The organism is Streptomyces sp. JH14, assembly GCF_029428675.1.
Classification (GTDB): Bacteria; Actinomycetota; Actinomycetes; order Streptomycetales; family Streptomycetaceae; genus Streptomyces.
The window spans coordinates 6,265,567-6,286,388 of sequence record NZ_JAJNEL010000001.1 but is presented as its reverse complement, the minus strand read 5'-3'; the positions used below and the strand labels follow the sequence as shown (position 1 = coordinate 6,286,388).

Genomic DNA, 20,822 nt, shown 5'->3' with positions numbered 1-20,822 from the left:
TTCATACATAGATGACTGGTCATTTATAGCGAGAGGGTTCTCTGCACTCCCGAACTCAACTTCTGCTCGGAGTCCACCATGACCTCACCCAGGACCGACGTATATGCGGAGCCGTCCCGGCCCGCGCTTCCGGGAAGCGGCTTCCGACTCGAACTGGCGCGTACAGCGCTCGTGGTCACAGGCCCTCAGATCGACTTCCTCAGCCCGGACGGTGCCACGTGGGAGATTTTCGGTGCCAGCATCACCGACAATGAGACCGTCCTCCACATCGGCCAACTCCTTCAGGCCGCCAAGGCCGCCGACGTCGCCGTGGCGATCTCGCCCCACTACTACTACCCCTCGGACGACGCCTGGCGGTTCGGCGGCCCGCTGGAGCAGTACATGCACGACGTCAGCATGTTCAGCCGTCGGGGGCCTCTCACTCTCGACGGATTCGAGGGCTCCGGGGCAGACTTCCTGCCCGCCTACCGCGAACACATCCTCGACGGGCGCACCGTCGTCGCCTCACCGCACAAGATCGTGGGGCCCGACTCCAACGACCTCGTCCTCCAACTGCGCAAGCGAGACGTCTCACAGGTGCTTCTGGCCGGGATGGCCGCCAACCTGTGTGTCGAGGGCCACCTGCGTGAACTCGTCGAGCAGGGCTTCGAGGTGGTCGTCGTCCGGGACGCCACGGCCGGCCCCCGGCTCCCCGAAGGCGACGGCTACCTCTCCGCTCTCATCAACTTCCGCTACCTGGCCGCCGCGACGTGGACGACGGCCGAGGCCGTCGAGGCCCTGGCGGGGTCACTGACATCCTCGTCCCCCGTCAAGGACACCGCTTCATGAACAGGACGACCCTGACCGAACAGATCGTTGAGACGAGGATCAGAAAGGGGATCGCATGGGCTGACGTCGCCCGTGAGCTGGGCGCGAGCAAGGAGTGGGTGACCGCCGCCTGTCTCAGCCAGATGACCTTCTCGAAAGACCAGGCGGAAAGGATCGTGTCGATCTTCGAGCTGCCCGTCGAAGCCGTCACCGTCCTGCAGACCCTCCCACCCGCGGGCTGAACGCCACGGCCGTGGCCGGGGATCCGGTGATCCACCGACTCCGTGAGATCGTCGCGGTCTACGGTCCCGCGATCAAGGAGCTGATACACGAGGAGTTCGGTGACGGCATCATGAGCGCCATCGACTTCCGGCTGAGCCTCGACCGCCGCGCGGACCCCGGGGGTGACCGGGTCGAACTCGTTCATGTCGTAGACGCCGAACGGGATCGCGTGCGGGACGTCTGGTCCGGTGAAGAAGAAGCTGTGGTCCTCGACCTCGACCGGGTCGCCTTTGGGTCGCCACTGTCGTCCAGCGTTGGGCAGGTGGCCGAGCTGTTCCTTCTTCTTCGCATCGATGCTGATCACCGGCTGCCTGGCCGCCTGGTGTGCTTTGACCTGCTCGTTGATGTAGCGGAACTGGGTGTCCCGGTCGGGGTGTTGTTTCCCCTCAAGGGTCTTGGTGTTGGCCTGGAGGCTGAAGCCCTGTTCCTTCAGCAGCCTTCCCACGGTCGGCGCGGAGACCCGATGACCCTGGCGGGTCAGTTCCTCTGCCAGGTTTCGCAGCGACTTGGTCGTCCACCGCAGCGGTGACATCGGATCACCGCGCTCATCCGGCTCGACCAGGCCAAGCAGGGCGGGCACCAGGTCCGGGTCCAGCTCTTCGGCAGGCCGCCGTCCTCCGCCGGGCCTTCTGACCCGACCAACCGGCAGGGGATCCTCGCCGGCCTCCAGCTCAAACACCCCGTTGCGGACAGTCGTCTCGCTGACCTGAGACGCCCGTGCCACTGCCCGCACTCCGCCGTGCCCAAACAGCCGGGCCTCCTGGGCAAGCACCAGCCGCTGCTGCCGTTCGTTCAAGTGCGGGAACAGCACCCGGAACCGCAAGACGAGTTGCTCGCGGACCTCGCTTGATATGCCCATGCCGGGTCAACGAGCCGTACCCGGAAGGGCAACACCTTGTTTTCTTACAGCTTCACAAAACCGCAAATGTGCTCGACGCGCTTCCGAAATCCGCCCAGCCCGCGGCCAAGCGCGCGATCCAGGAGATCTACAACGCCGAGGACAAGGAACACGCGGCCAAAGCCGTCCGCGACTTCGAACGGGCCTACGGGGCGAAGTACCCCAAGGTCGCCAAGCGGATCACCGACGACGAGGACGAGCTCCTAGCGTTCTTCGACTTCCCCGCCGAGCACTGGATCCACCTGCGGACCACCAACCCCATCGAGTCGACCTTCGCCACCGTGCGACTTCGGACCAAGGTCACCAAGGGCGCCGGCAGTCGGGCCGCCGCCCTCGCCATGGTCTTCAAGCTCATCGAGTCCGCCCAGGCCCGCTGGCGCGCGGTGAACGCACCCCACCTCGTCGCCCTCGTCCGTGCCGGAGCCCACTTCGAACGCGGCCACCTCGTCGAGCGTCCCAAAGAACTCATAGCATGACAGGCCCGCTGGTCCAGGTCCCCTGCCCGCAGGTTGCAGATCTGGTTCAGGCGTAGCGGTCAAAAAGGGCTTGGAGGTAACCCTCCAGCCGCTTGGTCAGCACGGCGGGGGTCAGATCGGCACGGTCCAATTCACGCCAGGGGACAGCGACCTTCTCGGCGTCCGGAGCGAAGGCCAAGGCGTCCAGCAGCCGCCAGTACAGATGGGCGGCGCGATCTTCGGCCAGCGTGCCTCCCGCCGCAACGTACTCGTCGGAGAAGTGCATGCCCGTGGGAACCCCGTGCAGCAGAGCCAGGGCTGTGGAGCAGTGAGCCACATCCAAGTCGGCCGGCCCCCAGGAGGTCTCGACCCAGTCGACGACGCCGCTGATCTGCAGACCATTGCCGTTGCCCGTGAAGAGGACATTGCCGGGATGGAAGTCCCGGTGCAGGAAGCAGGCCCGGTAGTCCGGGGGCTCGCGGCGAATAACGTCCACGGCCCGTTGCCACAGCTCAGGCTGCTGGGTGTCTTCGGGCGGGCTTACCCGCTCAGGAGAGGTCCACGCCTGATAGGTGCGAGGACGTGCCTTTGCGGCCACCGGCAGCCGGTGGATACGCAGCAATTGACGGGCCAGCAGGTCGGCGCGCTGGTCAGCCCCTTCATCGCCCAGGCGCACGGTCCCGGGCAGCAGGGACATCAGCAAGGAGGGGTGGTCGCAGTACTGCGCCGTTGCGTCCACTGCCACAAACGCGGCCGCGGGCACCTCCGTGTCGCCGAGCAGACGCAGAACGGCTGCCTCGCGGGTCAGCAGGCCCTCCGCGTGTCGAACGAAGAAGGGCTTGACGAAGGACCGCAGGACCAGCGAGCGTCGACCACCCGGCCCGAAGATGCCCAGACGGCGCATCTCCGACGTCCAACCGCCACGCAACCGCGCAACGTCTTCGACGTGCTCTGCCTCGGACAGCCCCTTCTCCACCCAGGCGCGCGTTGCACCCCAACCCTGACCCTCAAGATCGGCACCGATGCGCTCGGCCCCCTCGCCCATAACCATGGAGGCAGGCTATCCACCTCACCGACGGACGCATCCCTTGGCCACCCCACCCACAACTCTTGACAATTTCTCGAGGGCCGGACCGAGTGGGGCGACGAGTAGCCCTGGCAAGTTTTCAGAAGTTCTCATCACCAGTTCCAGGCACAGCCATCCTGCGGGAGTGGCGAAGGAGGAACCCCTGCCGCCGCTCAGCGTGTGCGCGGCTGTGCCGTGATGGCGGTAGGCCGACGTGGCGGCTTTGCGACCGACGGCGACGCCCGGGCGTCTGCGCTCTGATCACCGGCTCAGCCACCCGGCCGTCTGCTCGAGTCAGGCGCTGACGGCCGAAGGAGAAGAGTGCGCAGCGGTCTGCCGCCTGTCGGTGGCCGCAGACCGCTACGCCGTCCATGTCCCGGATGAAACCGTGCGACAGTCCGGCCCGGGCCGACAGCCGCAGGCCGGTAGGCCGAATGACCAATCCGCCTGTCGTTCCGCCCGGCCGATCCGGCCGACGCCCGATCCCCTACTCGGTCATCTGGCCGGGGAGCTTGGCGGCGAGCAGGTTCACCGGAGTGATCGTGGGGAAGGCGCTGAACAGCTCGTCGGCACGAGCCTCGATCTGCTCACGCACCTTGCCCTGCAGGTGCGCCTCGCGGTCCTCCTCGGTCCGGAAGGCGTCGAAGATCCGGAAGGAGCTGGGGCCGAGCCGGAAGGAGAACCAGGCCAGGGTGCCTGGCTCCGCGTCGACCAGTGTCTTGGCGTCGACGAGGAACTGGGCCACGTCGTCCTCCTTGCCCGGCTTGGCTTCGAACTCCACGAAGAATCCGTATGAGGGCATGGTCACTTCTCCTGTCGGTTGAGGAAGTCCAGCACCACACCGCCGAACTCCTCGGGGTGCTGGAAGAGGAAGGCATGGCCGGCGCCGCTGTAGAACACCGTCCTGGCAGTGGGCAGCTTCTGGGCCATGGCGAAGGAGTTGCCGGAGTCCACCATGACGTCATGCGAGCCGTTGGCCACCAGGACCGGCAGCTTCAGCTCCTCGAGCCGGGACCAGGCCGAGCCCGTACCGCTGCTCCAGCGCTGGATGGCCTGGAGCTGGTGGGTCCACTGCTCGGGCGGGACGTCCGCCTTGGAGTGCTGAAGACGGGTTTCGAGCCGGGCGAGCGACTCCTTGCCGAGCCGCACTCCCTCGTCGGTGAGCCCGAAGAAGAGGTACAGGAACGCCTCCTGGGAGGGCACCGGTGAGGTCATGTACTCCACGACGCGCTGCTCCAGCTCCGGCGTGCCGGGCACGCCGCCCGGACCGCTGCCGGCCACGATCAGCTTCCGGACCAGCTCGGGGTGGTCGAGCGTCACAAGCTGCGCCACGAAGCCGCCGACCGACCAGCCGAGCAGGTCGACCTCGTCGAGGCCCAGGGCCGCCAGGAAGTCGAACGCCGACTCCGCCATGCCCTCCATGGTCGTCGGTACCTCGCCGGTGCTCTCGCTGACGCCGGCGTTGTCGAAGATGATGACCCGCCGGTCCTGGGCGAGGACTTCGAGGAAGGCCGGGTCCCAGTGGTCGAGGGTGCCGCGGAAGCGCTGCAGCAGGACCAGCGGGGGTACCGGCGCGGCCTTGCCGAAGTCCCGGTAGGCATACCGGGCCAGACGGCCCTCGACATGAAGGGTTGCCGCCGTGTCGGAGATGTAGACCATGAAGGCCCTCCTGGTGGGTTTTGTTTTGCTATCCACTTCAGTTAAGACCCACCAGCTCTTTTCGTCAAGCCGGTGACCTGCTGAGTAGCATTTGACAACCCAGCAGGGTGTGGCTACCCTCGTCGCGTGAGAAGAGCCAGGACACCAGACCCCCGTGTGTGTTCCATCGACGCGGCGATGCGCATCCTGGGCGAGAAGTGGGCCCTGCTGGCCTTGCGCGAGATCGCCTTCGGCGTCCGCCGCTTCGACGACATCGTCTTCAACACCGGTGCCGCCCGGAACATCCTTGCCAGTCGGCTCAAGTCCCTTGAGGCCGCCGGGGTCATCACCAGACAGCAGTACGAGACCAGCCCCGCCCGCTACGAGTACGGCCTGTCCGAGGCGGGCGACCAGCTGATCATGATCCTGCACACCATCCGCGACTGGGGTGACCGGTATGCCCGGACGGACCCGGAGAACATCGTCGCCTTCCGCCACAGTTGCGGTGCCGTACTGCACCCGGAGACCCACTGCGGCGCGTGTGGTGAGGTTCTGGGTCCCTCGTCCGTCATCACGGCGGACCGCGATGTGCACCAGTCGGATCTCGCCGTGTCGGGCGGGGCCCAGGCCTGACAGCTGCCCCGCCATCCGCCGCCTCATCCTCCCGGCGGCCGACGTCAGCGCCCGTTGAAATCCAGCACCGGGCGCGGCTGTCCGGCCTTGAGGGCGTTCACGGCCGAGGTCAGACCGGCCTTGGCGTCCTCGGTCTCGAACAGGGGCAGGGCTATGTCGAACATCGCCTCGTCGGCCGCAGCGGTTCCGCCCACGCGCCAGGCCCGCAGCAGTGCCTTGTGCGCGGCGTAGGCCCGGGTGGGGCCGCTGGTGAGCCGGTGTGCGAACGCCTTCGCCTCCTTTTCCAGCGCGGAGTCGTCAAGGACCCGGTTCACCACGCCCGCCTCGGCCATGGCCGTGGCCGAGATCTGTTCCGACGTCAGGGCCCACTCGGAGGCGCGGGCCTGCCCCGCGCGCTCGGCGGCCCGGTAGATGCCGCCGAGCAGGGTGACGAGACCGAGCGACTGCTCGGGGTGACCGAACCGCGCGCTCTGGGCGGCGAAGATGACGTCGGCACGCAGTGCGAGTTCGAATCCGCCGCCGGCGCACAGGCCCTGCACGGCGGCGACGACCGGGATGGGCAGCCGTTCGAACTCGTTGAAGACGTTCATGTACCGCTCGAACAGGGTGCGCAGTTCGCGTACGTTCATGTCGGGCCAGTCCATGATGTCGCCGCCGAAGCTGAAGTCCGGCCCGTCGGCGCGCAGGAGGACGGCTCGGGCGTCACTGGATGCTATGGCCGCCAGCGCTTCGGCGAGTTCCTCCACCAGGGGCTTGTCCAGGCGGTTCTGGGGCGGGTTTTGCAGCACCACGGTCGCCAGACGGTCGTCGATCGTGTACGTGAGACGGGGCATGGGGTCCTTCTCGGGGAATGGGCCGGCTGTCGGCGGCCGGGCGTGCGGAGGGGATGCGGAAGCGGAACCAGTCGGTGTGTCAGCCCAGGTGGCGGGTGAACCAGTCGCGGGCGGCGGCGCTCGTCGTGGGGAATTCGGAGAGGTAGGACGCGAAGTGGCCGCCGTCGACGAGCTGCAGTCGCTTGGGTTCGAGGGCGCGCTCGTAGGCGGAGAGCATCAGGTCCGTGAGAGTGATCGGGTCGTTCTTCGCGACGATCAGCAGCAGGGGCGTCGGCGAGATCCGGGAGATCCACGACCCGGGCTCATACATGCGGGCCGCCGCGTTGGACCGGAGAGTGATCTTGTTCTCCCAGCCGTCGGGGGCCGTGCTCAGGTAGAAGTCGACGGCGTCGGGAGCCCGGTAGGAGGCAGGCACCGACGGGTCGGAGCTGACGATCGCCTGGGTGCGGGGCTCCTCGCCGCGGAACTGCGCGCGTTCGTCGGCGGCGAAGACCTCGTTCAGCTGGGCGACGGCGTCCGGAGCCACCCGGCGCAGCCCCTGCTCGTATCCGCTGATGGTGGGCACCTGAGCGACCACGCAGCGCAGGCGCCGGTCGGTGGCGCCCAGGACGAGTGCGTGGCCGCCGGAGTAACTGGTCCCCCACACGCCGATGCGCCGGGGATCGACCTCCGGTCGGCTCTCCAGGTAGGAGACGGCCCGGCGCCAGTCCTTGATCTGCTGCCAGGGGTCGATGTCGTGGCGCGGTGTGCCGTCGCTGGCGCCGAAGTTGCGGTGGTCGTGGACCAGGACGGCGAACCCGGCCTGCGCGAACACCTCGGCGAACTGCGCCAGCCGCTGTTCCTTGACCCCGGCGAAGCCGTGCGCCATCGTGATCGCCGGATGGGGGCCCGGTCCGTCGGGCAGGTAGAACCATCCGCGCAGGGTCAGTCCCGGCTCGGCCTCGAACTCCACGTCTTCGCGTGTGGCCATGGCGTATTTTCCGTTCCGAGGGTCGTCAGTGGGCGTTGTAGAAGTGGCCGGGGTCGACGCTTCCGGCGAGGCGCTCGCCCAGCTCGGCGGAGAATCTCAAAGCCGCCTCCAGGGGCCGGTGATGGATGGCCACATGGCTGATGCGGTCCTCGTCGTCCTTGGTGAGGACCGTGACGCCGAAGATCTCGTGGCCGCCGAAGGCGGTCGCCTCCCACTCCAGGTAGGTGCGCGGCCCGGCAGTGGTCTCCCGGACGAACTCCAGGGACTCGTAGATCCGGCTCGCCGCGCTCATCGTGGCCTTGACCTGGTCGCGTCCTTGGACGGGGATGGCCAGCACGCTCGCCTCCAGGACGATGTCCTCGGCGAACGCGTCGGCGAAGGCGGTGTCGGTCTTGCTGGCGAAGGCGTCCCGCCAGCCCCGGCCGGGCGCCTGCGGCGTGCTGCCGGCCGCCGTGAGAAGGCCGGTGACGAATGCCTCGATCCGGGCGGCGACCTCCGCGGGCGCCTCCACGTGGGCCCAGTGGCCCGCGCCCTGGACCGCGAAGGACTCCGGTGCCCGGAAGCGGGGCAGCACGTGGGCCTTCACCAGCTCGTCGGTGACGAAGCCGTCGGCGGCGCCGCGGCCCACCAGGACGGGTCCCTGGTACTCGCTCGGCGTCTGCCCGAGCGGGTCTCCGTCGTTCCAGCAGTCGACCAGATCACGGACTACGGGTTCCGGGATCCGGGCGCCGGTCACGACCAGCCGGTCGAGTTCCGCCTCCGCCAGAGTGACGGACAGCTGCCGGCGTACCGTGCGCTGGCCGTCGGCGTCGCCGCCCAGCGAGCGGAACTGCTCGGCCGCCTCTGCGGGGAGGCCGACACCGGCCAGCGGCACGGGTGAGAGCAGTACCAGGCCGAGCGCGGGGAAGGAGTGGCCCGCTGCCACCAGTTCGGCGACGAGGGTCCCCATGCTCTGGCCCACGAGGACGAACGGCTTGTTCAGCGCCTCCACGACCGCTCCGACGTCCCGCGAGAAGCGGGTCAGGTCGAACGGCCCGCCGGAGGCGGTGCGGTCCCCGCTGCCGGCGAGATCGAGTTGGACGTACTCGAAGCCGGGTGCGGCCAGCGCGTCGATCACTCCTTCCCAGACGTACTGGTCGTCCAGGAAGCCGTGAACGAACACGAGGGCTGTGTCACCGGTGCCCCGGCGCCTGAAGCGGATGTCGGTGTCCGCCACCCGCTCGGTTCTCGTCAAACCCGCTGTCTGGGTCATGCCTTGGGCCCTTCGGTGATGGTGGAGCCGGACGGAGACCACGCGTCGGTGTCGATGGGCGACCAGTTGGAGGCGTGTTCGTCGAGACGGTGCATGCGTGTCTGCGCATGCCTGGCGACGAGGTCGTCGTCGAGTGGTGTGGTGAAGACGGTGTTCACCAGCGTGTACTCCGCCGCCAGGCGGCCGACGGACGGAATGGCGGCCGTGTCGATGCGCCCGCCCGGCAGGTAGAGGTCGTCGCGGATGTAGAAGCGCACCACTTCGCCCCACACCACGTGGTCGAGGCTGCCCTCGATGGGCAGGATGCGCCGCAGCCGGCACTCGAAGGCGATGGGCGTGTCCTTCACCCGCCGCGGACGTACCTCCTGCGAGGCCTCGGTCTCCAGCTCCAACGCGGTGAACTCGTCGACGTCGCTCTCGAACTCGAAGGCCGAACGGTGCAGATGGCCGGCGAGGGGCAGCGTGGCCGTGTTGACCACGAACTCACCCGTGTCGCGGATGTTGATGAACGTGTCCTTGAGCGTGACGCCGTCCGCCCGGGGCTGCAGGGAGATCGACAGCATGGGCGGCTTGCGGCCCACAGCCGTGAAGAAGGACACCGGTGCGAGGTTTCCCACGCCGTCGACGGATTCCGTGCTCACCCAGGCGATCGCGCGAGGAATGATCCCCCCGATGAGGAGTTTGTAGGCCGACTTGGCGTCCAGATCTGCGGCATCGACGAACATCTGTGCACCTTTCAGGCTGATTTCCGCACGATCCTGACTGCCGCACGGAATCTCCGGGGTGCACGTGGTCCGCGTGCTCAGCCTGCGCGGTGCGGCGGCCGTACCGTCTGCCGACCGCCGCCACAGGGGACTGACGGGGAACTGCGCCGCCACCCACAGAGTGAAATAACTGTATTAGCTATGACTATTTCACGCAAGACTGGATGACGGATGCGCCGGCCATAGGATCGGAGGCCGACGCGACAGGAAGGGGTGGCGCCATGGGCCGGGCGTCACGCGCACAGGCGGCCGAGCACCGGGAGCAGATCGTCGCCACCGCTTCGAGGATGTTCCGGGAACAGGGCTTCCAGGTCGGCCTCGCGGAGCTGACCGGCGCGGCAGGGCTGACGACCGGCGGTTTCTACCGGCAGTTCCGCTCCAAGGACGCCCTCCAGGGCGAGGCCACGGAGCGTGCCTTCGAGGAGCTGCGGGCACTCCTGGCCGGGTTCGAGGCGGCGGGCGACGGCGATCGCGCCGCGGCCCGTGAGGCGCTGATCGACTACTACCTCTCGCCCGAGCACCGCGACAGTGCGGCAACCGGGTGCCCCGCCTCCGCCCTCGGCACGGACGTCGCCCGGCAGCCGCCGGGCTCGCCGGCCAAGGAGCGGTACGTCCACGGAGTCCGCGAGCTGGCCGGCTGGCTCGCAGAGGGGGCGCCGGACACGGCGAACACGGCGGCGCCCCCACACGAGGCCGAGGCCGACGGCTCGGCGGTGCCCGACGAGGCCCTTGCGATGCTCTGCACCATGGTCGGAGCGCTGGTACTGGCCCGCGCGACGGCCGGATCCCCCCTGTCGGAGCAGCTTTTGGACACAGCCCGCACGGCGGTCGCGGCGTCGGACCGCTGACGCCTCCCGCCGGCCGCACCGCAGACCGATCCCCCGCCCCCCGACGCGTCCAAAATAGATGATGTATGTAATCTATTTTTCTCGGCCGTCGGGACGTGCCAGCGCCACGCGTCCCGGCGGCCCACCCGTCGTCATGTGAAGGAGAAGCGCCATGAAGGCCGTCATCGTCAGGCATCCCGGTGAAAAGGACGTCCTGGAGGTCACCGACCTCCAGGATCCGGGCCAGCCCGGACCAGGTGAAGTGCGGGTACGCGTCCACGCGGGCGCCCTGAACTATCACGACACCATCGTCGTGGGCAGCACGGACACCCCGGTCGGCCACGTACCCCTCGCAGACGGAGCAGGAGTGGTCGAGGCCGTGGGCGAGTCAGTCACCGAACTGGCCGTCGGCGACGCGGTCTTCGCGCGCTTCTTCCCCGGATGGCGGGCGGGCAGGGCGGTGATCGACCACTTCGGCACCACTCCCGGCATAGGTGTGCCGGGCTACGCACGCGAGGTCGTCGTCGCGCCCGCCGCCCAGTTCGAGCGGGCCCCGCGCGGCTACTCCCACGCCGAAGCCGCCACCCTGACCGTGGCCGGGCTCACGGCATGGACGGCCCTGCACGAGAACGGCGGCATCAGGCCCGGTGACACGGTCGTGCTCCAGGGCACCGGCGGCGTCTCCGTCTTCGCCCTGCAGCTCGCGAAGCTCTCCGGCGCCACCGCGATCGTCACCTCCTCCTCCGACGAGAAGCTCGAACGCGCAACGGCGCTCGGAGCGGACCATGTCGTCAACTACCGGTCCCAGCCCCAGTGGGGGGACCGGGTCCGCGAACTGACGGACGGCCACGGTGCGGATCTCGTCCTGGACGTGGGCGGTCCGTCCACCCTGCCGCAGTCCATCCAGGCGGTCCGCGTCGGTGGACGCGTCTCCGTGATCGGCGTCCTGAGCGGGCTGTCCGGGGACATCCCGACCGGCGCCATCAACATGAAGCAGATCCGGCTGAACGGCGTCCTCGTCGGCAACCACGAGCAGCAGCGCGACCTGGTCCGAGCGGTCGAGGAATCCGGACTACGGCCCGTGATCGACCGGGCCTTCCCCTTGGCGGAGCTGAGCGAAGCGCTGCGCTACTTCGCCTCCGGCGCACACCTGGGCAAGGTCGCCATCGAGATGTGAACCGCGGTGCGGCGGGGAGCGGCCCCATGCCGGCCGGAGCGGCGGCGAAGTGTGGCGTCCGTCTCCTCGCCGCATATTGCACCGATCGGTCTCATTACCTACTGTTCTCGTCAGGAGGGTCCTCATGGCACGAACCAAGAGCTTCGAACCGGCTTACGCGCTGCGGAAGGCGCTGTTCGAGTTCTGGCAGAACGGTTACGAGCGCACCTCCACCGATGCCCTCGCGGCTGCCATGGGAATCGGCAAGCGCAGCCTGTACGACACTTTCGGCAGCAAACACGACCTCTACCTGCGCACGCTCACGACCTACATCGAGCACGCGGAGGAGTCCCACGCACAAGCGGTCGAGGCCGCACCGCGCGGAGGACTCGTCGGCGTACGCGCGCTGCTTCGCTCACGCGTACGCCTGCCCGGCTGCCCGGCGGGGTGCTTCGCCGTGAACGCGGCGGCGGAGCGCCCGGATGACCCGGCCGTGCACACCGCCGTCTGCGGATATTTCGCTCGTTCCACCGAGCGGATCGCCTGGCTCCTGGGCCAGGAGGAGCGGTGGGCGACCGCCCGGCCGCAGCGGCTCGACCGCGCCGCGCAGGCGGTCCACAACGGCTGGCTCGGTCTGCGCGTGCAGGCGCGCCTGGGGTCGACGGACCCGGAGCTCGACGCGGCTGCGGACGATCTGCTGTCGTCTGTGCGCTGACCCACCGCCCTCAACCGACCCTCACCCCGCTCCCGTCCGTCGCGTCTTTCACACACCCTCATTCCGCACCGATCGGTCTCAAAAGATCGTTTCTCCGAGAAAGGCAACTGTCATGTCCTCACCGCCCTCCGCCTCGCACGGCCGTCCGCGCCCCAGGCATCCGCTGCTACCGGTGGTGGCCATCGCCCTGGGCTCCTTCGCCGTGGTCGTCTCGGAGTTCGTGCCGGTCGGCGCGCTGCCTCAGATCAGCGCCGGGCTGGGCGTCAGCGAAGGCACCGCCGGACTGCTCGTGACCCTGCCCGCCCTCTCCGGCGCGGTCGCCGCACCCGCCGCGACCGTCCTCATGCGACGCCTGGACCGGCGCCTGGCCATCATCGGACTCACGGCACTGATCGCCGTGTCGTGCATCCTGTCCGCCGCGACGACCGGTTTCTCGATGATGCTGGTCTCCCGGCTGATCCTCGGCATCAGCATCGGCGGCGTCTGGGCCACTTCCGTCTCCGCCGCGGCCCGGCTCGTTCCCGCACGGATCGTGCACACCGCGTCGTCGGTCGTCTTCGGTGCCATCGCGGTGGGATCCGTGGTCAGTGTGCCCAGCAGCAGCCTCATCGCCACCCACACCAGCTGGCGGGCGACGTTCGTCGCGGCCGCCGCGGTCGCGGTCGTCGCCGCCCTCGTCCAGGCGCTGGCGATCCCGAAGATACCCACCGCGGACCGCGTGACGATGGCGCACTTCCGTCCGCTCCTGCGCTCGGTGCCCGCGAACGTCATCCTCGCCGTCGTCTTCCTCGTCGTGTTCGCCCAGTTCAGCGCTTACACCTTCGTCGTTCCCTACCTTCACGACGTCACCGGCCTCAGCGCCGGACTGGCCAGCGGGCTGCTGCTGGGGTACGGCGCGCTGACCATCGTCGGCAACTTCGGCGGCGGGGCGCTCCTGGGGCGCAGCATCCGCGGCACCGTGATCGCCACCCTCGTCTTCGGTGCCGGCGGGCTCCTTGCGCTGAGCGCGGGCGGCACGGTGACGGCGTCCGTCTGCGTGGGGCTCGCTCTGTGGGGGCTGGCGTGGGGCAACGCGCCGGTGGCTCTGCAGCACTGGCTCTACACCGACGGACAGGACAGGTTCTCCACCGAGGCCGTCAACGCGACCTTCACGGCCGTGGTGCAGGTGGCCGTTGCGAGCGGCTCGCTGCTGAGCGGCGTCGCGGTCAACGCCGTCGGTGTCCGCAGTTCCGCGGCGCTGGGAACCGTCGCGAGCGCGGTCGCCTGCATCCTCGCTCTGGGATTCATGGCCCTGTCCGCGCGTCGCGCGACGGCGCAGGAAGCGGTCGTCGCGGTCAGCCATGAAGAGGTCCGGGCCGCCGCCCTGGACTGACGCGTGCTGCCGGCCGGCGGCACTCTCTGCCCCGGCCGGCATCCGGCACCACCCCGGCTGTCAGTCCCGGCACCACGGCGTGGCCGGAGCGCACCGCCCGGCGGATCGCTCCGGCCACGCTGTCGCACGCGACCCTCACGGCATCGTCTGCCGCGGCCCGGCCGCTCGTGCCTCACGGCGGTGCGGCGCTTGCCGCTTGCGCCGTCCACCGGTGTGCACGGCGCGGACACGACGAAGGCCCGGCCCGCGATGGGCCGGGCTCTTCAGGGCCCCGTCAGCAGTTCCCGGCGCTCAGTGCTCCTCACGCACACCCGCCGCTCACCCGAGAGCGAACCGCGCCGACCCCCACAACGCCCCGCGGTTGATCCGGTCGGGGTGGATCTTGAGCATCGCTTCGTAGAGCTCCAGGACGGACTCCGCGTCCTGCTCCAGGCGCGCGAAGTCGTGGATGTAGGCCCGCGTTTCCTCGATGGCGACCGCCGTGTCCGGTGCCTGGGGGTCCTTGTGGCCGGCCACGACCAGCCGCGGGTCAAGGGCTTCGATACGGTCGAGCGCCGCGAGCCATTCCTGCCTGCCCTCCTGGGCAGACTCGGCGAGGTAGAGATGGACGTTGTTGTACACGGCGTCCCCGGCCACCACCAGCTGCAGGGAGGGTACGTGCAGACACGTGGTGTCGTCGGTGTCCGTGTGCCCGAGCGGGACGGCTTCGAGCCGGTGTCCCTCGAGCTCGATGAACGGCTCGTCCATGGGCTGGGCCAGCACGAGGTTCTCGGGGATCTGGCCGGGGAAGCGGGCGTTCCAGAAGGACTTCACGAAGTCCGGGTTCGCTTGCGTCCGCATGCGTTCGACCACATGCGGCAGGGCCAGTGCACGGGCCTTCGGGAACTCCTTGAGAATTTTCGCGAGTCCGAACCAGTGGTCGCCGTGTGCGTGAGTGATGTACACCGCCGTGAGCCGCTTGCCCTGGGCCGCCACCCACTCGCTCAGCGCGTCGGCCTGGGCGATCGTCATGAGCGGGTCGACGAGCACGGCGTCCCGTTCTCCCTGGATGAGGGTCGAGGAGATCGGCGACCACATCCGACGGTCCAGGTCGGGCGGCAGATCCGTGACCGTCGTGGGGATCCCCGGGGCGACGAAGACCTCGTACGTCAGTTGGCCGTGCGGCATGAGAGCTCCCTTGTTCGGTCGGAGGCTGGGAAGGAGGCCGGGCAGCAAAGAGCGCCAGACGATCAAGCAAGATCGTAATAGGCAAAAGCCTTTTGCCTATTACTTTGTACTGGTGCGCACGTCTTCACGCAAGGCCAGCCGCCACCGCCGCACCAGAGTGCCGGCGCGGACCGCCGGACGAAGCCGGACGCCACCCCCCGGCGCCCGCACCCCGCCCCGAACGCCACGCAGCCCTCGCAATCTCCAAAGGGCAGGACAATGAGGTAATATGCGATGGCGCTACGCATATTTCCGCCTCACGTTCAGTCGCTGCTGGAGTCGTATTCCTCATGACATGGCCCGCCACCGACCGATACGACATCGAGCCCGCCCCCGACGGGCTGGCCCTGATCCAGGATCTGCTCAACACCTTGTCGGCCGACAAGCCCCGGAAGACAGATCTCCTGCTGGACCGCGACGACGCCCAGGCCTGGCTGAACACGGTCTGGCGCGACCGTAACCCGGCGCAGGACCAGTCGCCGATCCAGCTCGACGGCGACGATGTGCAGCGCCTGCGCGCCTTCCGCGACGGGCTGCGCGACGGGCTCACCAAGGCCGGGGAAAAGCCGGCCGGCGAGCACAGCCCGCTCCCGCAGGTTCCGTTCGACGCGGCCCTCCGGCTCGACCCTGACGGCACCGTCCAGGTGGAGCCGGCCGGCAGCGGCTGGCGGGCGGTGGTCTCACTGATCCTGATCGAGATGCTCCACGCCCAGCGGGCCGACACCTGGCGGCGGCTGAAGGTCTGCCGCAGCGAGCGGTGCCGAGTGACGTTCTTCGACCGGTCACGGAACAACAGCGGCGTCTGGCACGACGTACGCAAGTGCGGTCACCCCACCAATCTTCGCGCCTACCGCGCCCGCCAGCGCACCCCTGAGCAGTCGGACCTCCGGCACTGAGGCGGGCCCCGCCGCTGTGGCAGAAGTCGATTGCACACGGGCCGCCGAGAGGGCCGCACAGCGGGACCGACGGCCCGGCTCGCGACGGCTCAGAGCGGAGCGTTGTCCTGGCCGGGCTGGAGCAAACTGCCGAAGACCACGCGGAAGAACGTGCTGAACGCCTCGTCCGAGCGACCGCACCGCGCGGCGACGAGAGCGCCCTCCCAGGCGCACAGGATGAAGAGAGCGGCCGCCTCGGGATCGAGCCCCGCACGCACCGCTCCGCTGCGCACCGCTTCGGCAAGGACCTCGGTCAGCGCCGCCCGCCATCGCCCCAGACAGTGTTCAACGCCGCCGCGCAGCACCTCACTGTGGTCTGCCATCTCGCTCCCGAAGTTGCCGAAGAGACAGCCACGGGTGAAGTGATGCTCCACCTGTTCGTCACGCAGGAACTCGAAGTACCGACGCAGCCGCTCCAGGGGCGCCACGGCCGGATCGCTCAGCTCCTCCAGCCGGCGCGTCTGGCCGTACTGCTGCAGCACGATGGCCGCCAGCTCCTCCTTGCTCGCGAAGTGGTTGTAGAAAGAGCCTCTGGGGACACCGGCGGCGACAGCGATGTCATTGACGCCGGTCGCGTGGTAGCCCTTGGCGTGGAACCGGTCCACCGCGGCGGTCACGATGACCGTGCGCTGGCTGTGACTGGCCAATTCCCATCTCCTCTTGCCTGAGACGCGCACAGCGTCTCTCGCCGGATTTGCGGTCTCTTGCGGTCGAGCGGGCGTGCGGGTCCATGGCGCGGCGCTCCTGCGCCGGGCGCACCGATCCGCCCGCCGGGACCCGACGGGTGGTCAGCGTTCGCCGGGGAAGGCATCGCCGAACATGGGCAACCCGCTCAGGGATGTCCCACGGGTGGCTTCGTCCTGCAGCACGTCCCAGTGCTCCTGGAGGAGTCCGTTCCCGATACGGAAGATGTCGACAGCCACCGAGGCCGAGGGCTGCTCATTCCCGGAGTAGCGGCTGTGCAGCATGACCAGGTCGCCGTCGGCGCAGATGAATCCCGCTTCGTGCCTCAGCCGCGGAAGTGCCTTGACCAGGTTGAACAATCCGTCCCGGCCGGGCGCGATGATCGCACTGTGCTGGATGTAGTCCGGGGCCCAGAACGTCTCGGCGGCCGCGAAGTCACGTTGGTTGAACAGCACGTCGAGCGCTTCCAGGACCATCGCCTTGTTGGCTTCGTGTCTGCTGGCGGACATCGCTTCTCACTCGCTTCCATGGATGGGGGGGTTGGTCATGCCGGTGGGTATCCGCGGCCGGCCGAGACGCAGCGGTCGGCCGGAGGCTCGCCCACGACGCCTCATACGGCGCGGCTCAGGGCCTCGAACTCGGCATCGGTCAACGTCACCAGAGCCGCGGCGGTGTTCTCCTCCACGTGAGCGACCTTCGAGGTGCCGGGGATCGGCACCATGGCGGGCGATACCCTCAGCAGCCAGGCCAGCGCCAGCTGGGACGGACTGACCCCGTGCTCCTTCGCCATCCCGTCCAGCGGTCCGCCCGGACGCGCGAGCCTCCCGGTGGCGATCGGAAACCACGGGATGAACGCGAGGTTCTCCCGCTCGGCGTACTGCACCACGCCCTCGGCCGAGCGGTTGGCGAGGTTGTAGTGGTTCTGCACGGAGACGACAGGCGCGATGCGCCGAGCCTGCTCGAGCTGTTCGACACTCACCTCCGACAGGCCGATGTGTCGGATCTTTCCCTCCTCCTGAAGCCGCGCGAGCTCCCCGACCTGATCGGCCAACGGCACCTGCGGGTCGACGCGGTGCAGTTGGTAGAGGTCGATGCGTTCGACGCCGAGGTGACGCAGGCTCAGTTCGGCCTGCTGCCGCAGGTACTCGGGACGTCCCAGCGGCCTCCAGCCGTCCGGGCCCGATCGGCTCAGGCCGCTCTTGGTCGCGATGACCAGCCCCTCAGGATAGGGGTGAAGTGCCTTGCGAATCAACTGCTCACTGACGAACGGACCGTAGGAGTCCGCGGTGTCGATGAAGTTGACACCCAGGTCAACGGCTCGACGCAGCACACGGACGGCTTCCTGCGGGTCCGAGGGTTCCCCCCACACGCCGGGGCCGGTCAGCTGCATGGCGCCGAAGCCGAGCCGGTTGACAGGGAGATCCCCTCCGAGTCGGAGGATTCCCGCGGCGTCAGCGGGGTGCGAATCTGCGGATACCATGATCGATTTGCCCTTTCGGAAGAGCCGCCCGCACCGACGGGGGCGGCGTCTGCGGACGGGCCGGGCCACCGCGCCTGCCACCGTCACACTCCGACACCCTAACGGTCTGACTTTTGTTTTGCACAGCCAGATCAGGCATGTACATTGCTGACTACGGGAAACAAAAGTTAGCCAGGGCGCCGGAACGCAGGGACATCTTCACGTCCGGCAGCACCGCACCCCCAGAAGCCGCGGCCGCGTCCCTCGCGGCCGCCCGCTGATGCCCGAGCTCTCGCATCAGGCTTCCGGCTCCCCCACTTCCGCATCCCGCCACGATCGCGAGAGCCAATGGCGCCCAGAAAGGACATCGCAATGACCACCCAGGACGACCGACTCTTCCTCATCACCGGAGCCACCGGTACGACCGGAGCCGAGACCGTGCGACTGCTGCTGGAGCGGGGGCACCGGGTACGTGCCCTCGTGCACCGGGAGGATGACCGCTCCCGCGTGCTCGCGGCCGCGGGCGCCGAGATCGTCGTAGGTGACCTGCTCGGCTTCCACGATGTGAGCGCAGCGATGCGCGGGGTCAGCGGAGCGTACTTCTGCTACCCGATCCACGCCGGCCTCCTGGACGCCACCGTCGTCTTCGCCCAGGCCGCCACCGAGGCCGGCGTCACGTCCGTGGTCAACATGTCCCAGATCTCCGCCCGCCGCGAAGCCGCCAGCAACGCGGCACGCCAGCACTGGCTCGCAGAGCGCCTGCTCGACCGCACCTCGCTGCTCACCACACACCTGCGGCCGACCCTCTTCGCCGAGTGGATCAGCTGGTGGTGGGGGCGGCAGGACAACGAGGGCGTGCTGCGGCTTCCGCTCGGTGCCGGTCGGCACGCCCCCGTCGCCGGCGTGGACCAGGCGCACGTCATCGCCGCCGTCCTCGAGAACCCCGCGCCGCACGACCGGCAGGCCTACCCCCTGCACGGGCCGGTGGAGATGGACCACCACGAGATCGCCGAGGCGATGTCCCGCGCTCTGGGCATTCCGGTCACCTACGAGCCCACCGAGGTGGAGGAGTTCGCGGAGGGACTGGCCTCCCTGGGCAAGCCGGCCCACCTGATCCAGCACCTGAGCAACATCGCGATCGACTACCGCAACGGGATCTTCCAAGGCACGAACAACCTCATCGAGGTCATCGGCAACCGCACTGCCCTGACCGTCGAGGAGTTCGTCACCGGCCGCAAGGACGCCTTCGCGCAGAGCGGTTCGCACTTCGTTCCCGCCAAGAGGAGCTGAACCGGCCACCTTTTCGGGCCTGACCCTCAGGACTTCTTCCAGGCCCGAAATGAGCCCAGCCGGAGACCGGTCCGGGATCAGAGGCCTTCGAATGTGCCCTCCGGTCCCGGCCACCGGTGCGTCGAGATGCCGTGACGCGGAAGAAGCGGCAGCGGTTGCAACAAGCCCCAGCGAATGCGCAGTGTTTCAACCGTGCGCCGGCCCAGGCACTGCACTTGCTGCCGCGAGTGGTGCGACCTGGCCAAGAGCGCGCGAGGCCGGCCCGCTGCCAGCGGATGATGGCCCGCCAAAAGCCCCCCGCCGAAGGGCAGGCCGCACCGAAGGGGCGCCCGGCCGCGAAGGACGGGGACCGTCAAGCGGCACCAGAAGGCGGCCGGCGGCGCCAGGACACCACCCGCAAGTGGGCGGAGTCCGTTGTCCGTGACCATGATGCGGTCGCGGTGGAGGACTTCCGGCCGACGCTCCTGGCTGCAACGGCGACGGGCCGCAAGCACACAGGCCACGCGTCTGGTCCTTTGAACAGACGGGGCATCCAGTGGTGTCCCGCGCCCCTGCGGCCACGGGCCGCTCCGCGCGCCGCAACCGTACGACCTTGCCCAGGGCTTCCGGCCGTCGGATGGTACGAAGCAACGGCCCGGCAGGACCATTGGCAGCATCGAAAGGTGCCGCCCACGGGCCGCTCCCCTCCCTCGGGCAGGGGAACAGTCACATCAAGTGGTCTTCGACGGCCTCGCGCAGGAGCAGTGCGGCATCGGACACGGCCCGCAGTTGCGCAACGTCCAGTTCCGCGATGAGCGCAGATGCGGCGTGTACGTCGTGGGCCAGCCGGTGGAGCAGCTCCGCGACTGCGCGCGCGTCGGTCCAGTCGGGCATGCGGTTACCTTCCAGGGTTCGCATCGGTGCCGCTGCCTTCTGTCTCGATGCCCACGGTGGCCACCACACTGGTGCCGCCGCCGCTCCGCCGCATTCGGACCGTGTCGGCGTACGCCTCGACCAATTGCAGTCCACGGCCGCTCACGGCCTCTTCGGCGGGGCCCGCGTCGCCGGCCGGTCTTTTCCAGGCGCCGTTGTCGCAGACCTCCACTCCCAGCGTCCGGTCATCGGCGAACAGATACACGCTCACCTGCAGGCTTCCGCTGTGCTGGCAGGCGTTCGTCACAAGCTCGGTGACGATGAGCGCAAGGGCTTCCGTCGCCGCCCGCTCTCCGGGGTGCCAGACGTGCACCGTTCTTCTGGTGAACGCACGCAGAGCCGGCACCGCGGCATCGGTGGCGGCCATCACGCAGATGGCTGACGGCGAGCCCGTGTCGGCGGAGGGCCGCGCAAGCAGACGGCTGGTGCTCATGACGTCCCATCTCCTCGGGACTAGGTTCGACGGATTCCTGGCAGTGGCCGAGACGATGGGCACCGCGGGCCCACGCCTGTCAGCAGCTGGGCGGTGGGACGCCGTCGGCGATCGGTCCCCGGCCGACCCGGGGGTGGCCGGCCGGGGCCGATGGTGAGGCACCCGGAGAGCAGCGCCCTTGTGTGGGCGGTCAGACCCTGAATGCCTGTTCTCCGGTCCCGAGTGAAGTCAATCA

At 68.8% G+C, this 20,822-nt stretch carries 21 protein-coding genes and 2 pseudogenes; 9 read left to right on the top strand and 14 right to left on the bottom strand.

The features are described 5' to 3' along the window. Window positions 1–78: 78 nt before the first annotated feature. Window positions 79–828: an isochorismatase family protein gene (locus tag LRD69_RS28375; protein ID WP_277329377.1), complete on the top strand. Its 750-nt coding sequence runs from the start codon at window positions 79–81 to the stop codon at window positions 826–828. Window positions 829–1,231: 403 nt separating this feature from the next. On the opposite strand, the pseudogene LRD69_RS28370 reads toward LRD69_RS28375, so the two are convergent. After that, window positions 1,232–1,948: pseudogene (locus LRD69_RS28370) on the bottom strand (ISAzo13 family transposase); the annotation flags it as partial. Between the two features lie 53 nt (window positions 1,949–2,001). On the opposite strand from LRD69_RS28370, the pseudogene LRD69_RS28365 reads away from it, so the two are divergent. Beyond that, window positions 2,002–2,463, top strand: a pseudogene (locus LRD69_RS28365) (transposase); the annotation flags it as partial. A 46-nt stretch (window positions 2,464–2,509) separates the two neighbouring features. Here LRD69_RS28365 and LRD69_RS28360 read toward each other — a convergent pair. The 3 genes from LRD69_RS28360 to LRD69_RS28350 form a co-directional block, all read right to left on the bottom strand. Further along, complete coding sequence (locus LRD69_RS28360; protein ID WP_277329376.1) at window positions 2,510–3,493, bottom strand: aminoglycoside phosphotransferase family protein; 984 nt, start codon at window positions 3,491–3,493, stop codon at window positions 2,510–2,512. 502 nt (window positions 3,494–3,995) lie between these two features. Further along, on the bottom strand, window positions 3,996–4,310 hold the full coding sequence (locus LRD69_RS28355; RefSeq protein WP_277329375.1) for an antibiotic biosynthesis monooxygenase: 315 nt from the start codon (window positions 4,308–4,310) through the stop codon (window positions 3,996–3,998). A gap of 2 nt (window positions 4,311–4,312) precedes the next feature. Then, the gene (locus LRD69_RS28350; RefSeq protein ID WP_277329374.1) at window positions 4,313–5,167 is read right to left on the bottom strand and encodes an alpha/beta hydrolase; all 855 of its coding nucleotides are present in this window, start codon (window positions 5,165–5,167) and stop codon (window positions 4,313–4,315) included. Window positions 5,168–5,293: 126 nt separating this feature from the next. On the opposite strand from LRD69_RS28350, the gene LRD69_RS28345 reads away from it, so the two are divergent. Beyond that, a complete protein-coding gene (locus tag LRD69_RS28345) occupies window positions 5,294–5,779 on the top strand; it encodes a helix-turn-helix domain-containing protein (RefSeq protein ID WP_277329373.1) in 486 nt (161 codons plus the stop codon). A gap of 44 nt (window positions 5,780–5,823) precedes the next feature. Here LRD69_RS28345 and LRD69_RS28340 read toward each other — a convergent pair whose 3' ends face one another. The 4 genes from LRD69_RS28340 to LRD69_RS28325 form a co-directional block, all read right to left on the bottom strand. After that, the gene (locus LRD69_RS28340; protein ID WP_277329372.1) at window positions 5,824–6,612 is read right to left on the bottom strand and encodes an enoyl-CoA hydratase/isomerase family protein; all 789 of its coding nucleotides are present in this window, start codon (window positions 6,610–6,612) and stop codon (window positions 5,824–5,826) included. Between the two features lie 79 nt (window positions 6,613–6,691). Further along, window positions 6,692–7,582: an alpha/beta hydrolase gene (locus LRD69_RS28335; protein ID WP_277329371.1), complete on the bottom strand. Its 891-nt coding sequence runs from the start codon at window positions 7,580–7,582 to the stop codon at window positions 6,692–6,694. 25 nt (window positions 7,583–7,607) lie between these two features. Next, window positions 7,608–8,834: an alpha/beta hydrolase gene (locus tag LRD69_RS28330; protein ID WP_277329370.1), complete on the bottom strand. Its 1,227-nt coding sequence runs from the start codon at window positions 8,832–8,834 to the stop codon at window positions 7,608–7,610. Next, window positions 8,831–9,559 carry a flavin reductase family protein gene (locus LRD69_RS28325; RefSeq protein ID WP_277329369.1) on the bottom strand — a complete coding sequence of 243 codons (729 nt, stop codon included), beginning with the start codon at window positions 9,557–9,559 and terminating at the stop codon, window positions 8,831–8,833. The genes LRD69_RS28330 and LRD69_RS28325 overlap by 4 nt, the downstream gene beginning before the upstream one ends. 203 nt (window positions 9,560–9,762) lie before the next feature. On the opposite strand from LRD69_RS28325, the gene LRD69_RS28320 reads away from it, so the two are divergent. The 4 genes from LRD69_RS28320 (at window position 9,763) to LRD69_RS28305 (ending at window position 13,668) form a co-directional block, all read left to right on the top strand. Then, on the top strand, window positions 9,763–10,446 hold the full coding sequence (locus tag LRD69_RS28320; RefSeq protein WP_346771926.1) for a TetR/AcrR family transcriptional regulator: 684 nt from the start codon (window positions 9,763–9,765) through the stop codon (window positions 10,444–10,446). Between the two features lie 151 nt (window positions 10,447–10,597). Further along, a complete protein-coding gene (locus LRD69_RS28315; protein ID WP_277329368.1) occupies window positions 10,598–11,602 on the top strand; it encodes an NAD(P)-dependent alcohol dehydrogenase in 1,005 nt (334 codons plus the stop codon). A 124-nt stretch (window positions 11,603–11,726) separates the two neighbouring features. Next, window positions 11,727–12,296 (top strand): TetR/AcrR family transcriptional regulator, encoded by a 570-nt coding sequence (locus LRD69_RS28310; protein ID WP_277329367.1) that lies wholly within the window; start codon window positions 11,727–11,729, stop codon window positions 12,294–12,296. Window positions 12,297–12,408: 112 nt separating this feature from the next. After that, on the top strand, window positions 12,409–13,668 hold the full coding sequence (locus LRD69_RS28305) for an MFS transporter (RefSeq protein WP_277329366.1): 1,260 nt from the start codon (window positions 12,409–12,411) through the stop codon (window positions 13,666–13,668). Between the two features lie 318 nt (window positions 13,669–13,986). Here LRD69_RS28305 and LRD69_RS28300 read toward each other — a convergent pair whose 3' ends face one another. Continuing rightward, window positions 13,987–14,835: an MBL fold metallo-hydrolase gene (locus tag LRD69_RS28300; RefSeq protein ID WP_277329365.1), complete on the bottom strand. Its 849-nt coding sequence runs from the start codon at window positions 14,833–14,835 to the stop codon at window positions 13,987–13,989. 329 nt (window positions 14,836–15,164) lie between these two features. Between LRD69_RS28300 and LRD69_RS28295 the strand changes: the two genes are divergently transcribed. Next, window positions 15,165–15,770, top strand: coding sequence for a CGNR zinc finger domain-containing protein (locus tag LRD69_RS28295; RefSeq protein ID WP_277329364.1), 606 nt, complete (start codon window positions 15,165–15,167; stop codon window positions 15,768–15,770). 89 nt (window positions 15,771–15,859) lie between these two features. Here the strand turns inward: LRD69_RS28295 and LRD69_RS28290 are convergent, their stop codons facing one another. From LRD69_RS28290 to LRD69_RS28280, 3 genes are all read right to left on the bottom strand, one after another. Continuing rightward, entirely contained in the window at window positions 15,860–16,456 is a 597-nt protein-coding gene (locus LRD69_RS28290; protein WP_277329363.1) for a TetR/AcrR family transcriptional regulator, read from the bottom strand. 141 nt (window positions 16,457–16,597) lie between these two features. Next, window positions 16,598–17,002, bottom strand: a complete 405-nt coding sequence (locus LRD69_RS28285) for a nuclear transport factor 2 family protein (RefSeq protein ID WP_277329362.1) — start codon at window positions 17,000–17,002, stop codon at window positions 16,598–16,600. 101 nt (window positions 17,003–17,103) lie between these two features. After that, a complete protein-coding gene (locus LRD69_RS28280) occupies window positions 17,104–17,973 on the bottom strand; it encodes an aldo/keto reductase (protein WP_277329902.1) in 870 nt (289 codons plus the stop codon). 351 nt (window positions 17,974–18,324) lie between these two features. Between LRD69_RS28280 and LRD69_RS28275 the strand changes: the two genes are divergently transcribed. Next, on the top strand, window positions 18,325–19,242 hold the full coding sequence (locus tag LRD69_RS28275) for an NAD(P)H-binding protein (RefSeq protein ID WP_277329361.1): 918 nt from the start codon (window positions 18,325–18,327) through the stop codon (window positions 19,240–19,242). A gap of 705 nt (window positions 19,243–19,947) precedes the next feature. On the opposite strand, the gene LRD69_RS28265 is transcribed toward LRD69_RS28275, so the two are convergent. Further along, window positions 19,948–20,115: a hypothetical protein gene (locus LRD69_RS28265; protein ID WP_277329928.1), complete on the bottom strand. Its 168-nt coding sequence runs from the start codon at window positions 20,113–20,115 to the stop codon at window positions 19,948–19,950. A gap of 4 nt (window positions 20,116–20,119) precedes the next feature. Next, the gene (locus LRD69_RS28260; RefSeq protein ID WP_277329360.1) at window positions 20,120–20,587 is read right to left on the bottom strand and encodes an ATP-binding protein; all 468 of its coding nucleotides are present in this window, start codon (window positions 20,585–20,587) and stop codon (window positions 20,120–20,122) included. Window positions 20,588–20,822: the final 235 nt, after the last annotated feature.

What these genes read in the sequence shown, in the direction of transcription:
- LRD69_RS28375 (WP_277329377.1), top strand. Translation starts at nt 79, where the DNA reads ATGACCTCACCCAGGACCGACGTATATGCGGAGCCGTCCCGGCCCGCG.
- LRD69_RS28360 (WP_277329376.1), bottom strand. Translation starts at nt 3,493, where the DNA reads ATGGTTATGGGCGAGGGGGCCGAGCGCATCGGTGCCGATCTTGAGGGT.
- LRD69_RS28355 (WP_277329375.1), bottom strand. Translation starts at nt 4,310, where the DNA reads ATGCCCTCATACGGATTCTTCGTGGAGTTCGAAGCCAAGCCGGGCAAG.
- LRD69_RS28350 (WP_277329374.1), bottom strand. Translation starts at nt 5,167, where the DNA reads ATGGTCTACATCTCCGACACGGCGGCAACCCTTCATGTCGAGGGCCGT.
- LRD69_RS28340 (WP_277329372.1), bottom strand. Translation starts at nt 6,612, where the DNA reads ATGCCCCGTCTCACGTACACGATCGACGACCGTCTGGCGACCGTGGTG.
- LRD69_RS28335 (WP_277329371.1), bottom strand. Translation starts at nt 7,582, where the DNA reads ATGGCCACACGCGAAGACGTGGAGTTCGAGGCCGAGCCGGGACTGACC.
- LRD69_RS28330 (WP_277329370.1), bottom strand. Translation starts at nt 8,834, where the DNA reads ATGACCCAGACAGCGGGTTTGACGAGAACCGAGCGGGTGGCGGACACC.
- LRD69_RS28325 (WP_277329369.1), bottom strand. Translation starts at nt 9,559, where the DNA reads ATGTTCGTCGATGCCGCAGATCTGGACGCCAAGTCGGCCTACAAACTC.
- LRD69_RS28320 (WP_346771926.1), top strand. Translation starts at nt 9,763, where the DNA reads ATGACGGATGCGCCGGCCATAGGATCGGAGGCCGACGCGACAGGAAGG.
- LRD69_RS28315 (WP_277329368.1), top strand. Translation starts at nt 10,598, where the DNA reads ATGAAGGCCGTCATCGTCAGGCATCCCGGTGAAAAGGACGTCCTGGAG.
- LRD69_RS28310 (WP_277329367.1), top strand. Translation starts at nt 11,727, where the DNA reads ATGGCACGAACCAAGAGCTTCGAACCGGCTTACGCGCTGCGGAAGGCG.
- LRD69_RS28305 (WP_277329366.1), top strand. Translation starts at nt 12,409, where the DNA reads ATGTCCTCACCGCCCTCCGCCTCGCACGGCCGTCCGCGCCCCAGGCAT.
- LRD69_RS28300 (WP_277329365.1), bottom strand. Translation starts at nt 14,835, where the DNA reads ATGCCGCACGGCCAACTGACGTACGAGGTCTTCGTCGCCCCGGGGATC.
- LRD69_RS28295 (WP_277329364.1), top strand. Translation starts at nt 15,165, where the DNA reads ATGACATGGCCCGCCACCGACCGATACGACATCGAGCCCGCCCCCGAC.
- LRD69_RS28285 (WP_277329362.1), bottom strand. Translation starts at nt 17,002, where the DNA reads ATGTCCGCCAGCAGACACGAAGCCAACAAGGCGATGGTCCTGGAAGCG.
- LRD69_RS28280 (WP_277329902.1), bottom strand. Translation starts at nt 17,973, where the DNA reads ATGGTATCCGCAGATTCGCACCCCGCTGACGCCGCGGGAATCCTCCGA.
- LRD69_RS28275 (WP_277329361.1), top strand. Translation starts at nt 18,325, where the DNA reads ATGACCACCCAGGACGACCGACTCTTCCTCATCACCGGAGCCACCGGT.
- LRD69_RS28265 (WP_277329928.1), bottom strand. Translation starts at nt 20,115, where the DNA reads ATGCCCGACTGGACCGACGCGCGCGCAGTCGCGGAGCTGCTCCACCGG.
- LRD69_RS28260 (WP_277329360.1), bottom strand. Translation starts at nt 20,587, where the DNA reads ATGAGCACCAGCCGTCTGCTTGCGCGGCCCTCCGCCGACACGGGCTCG.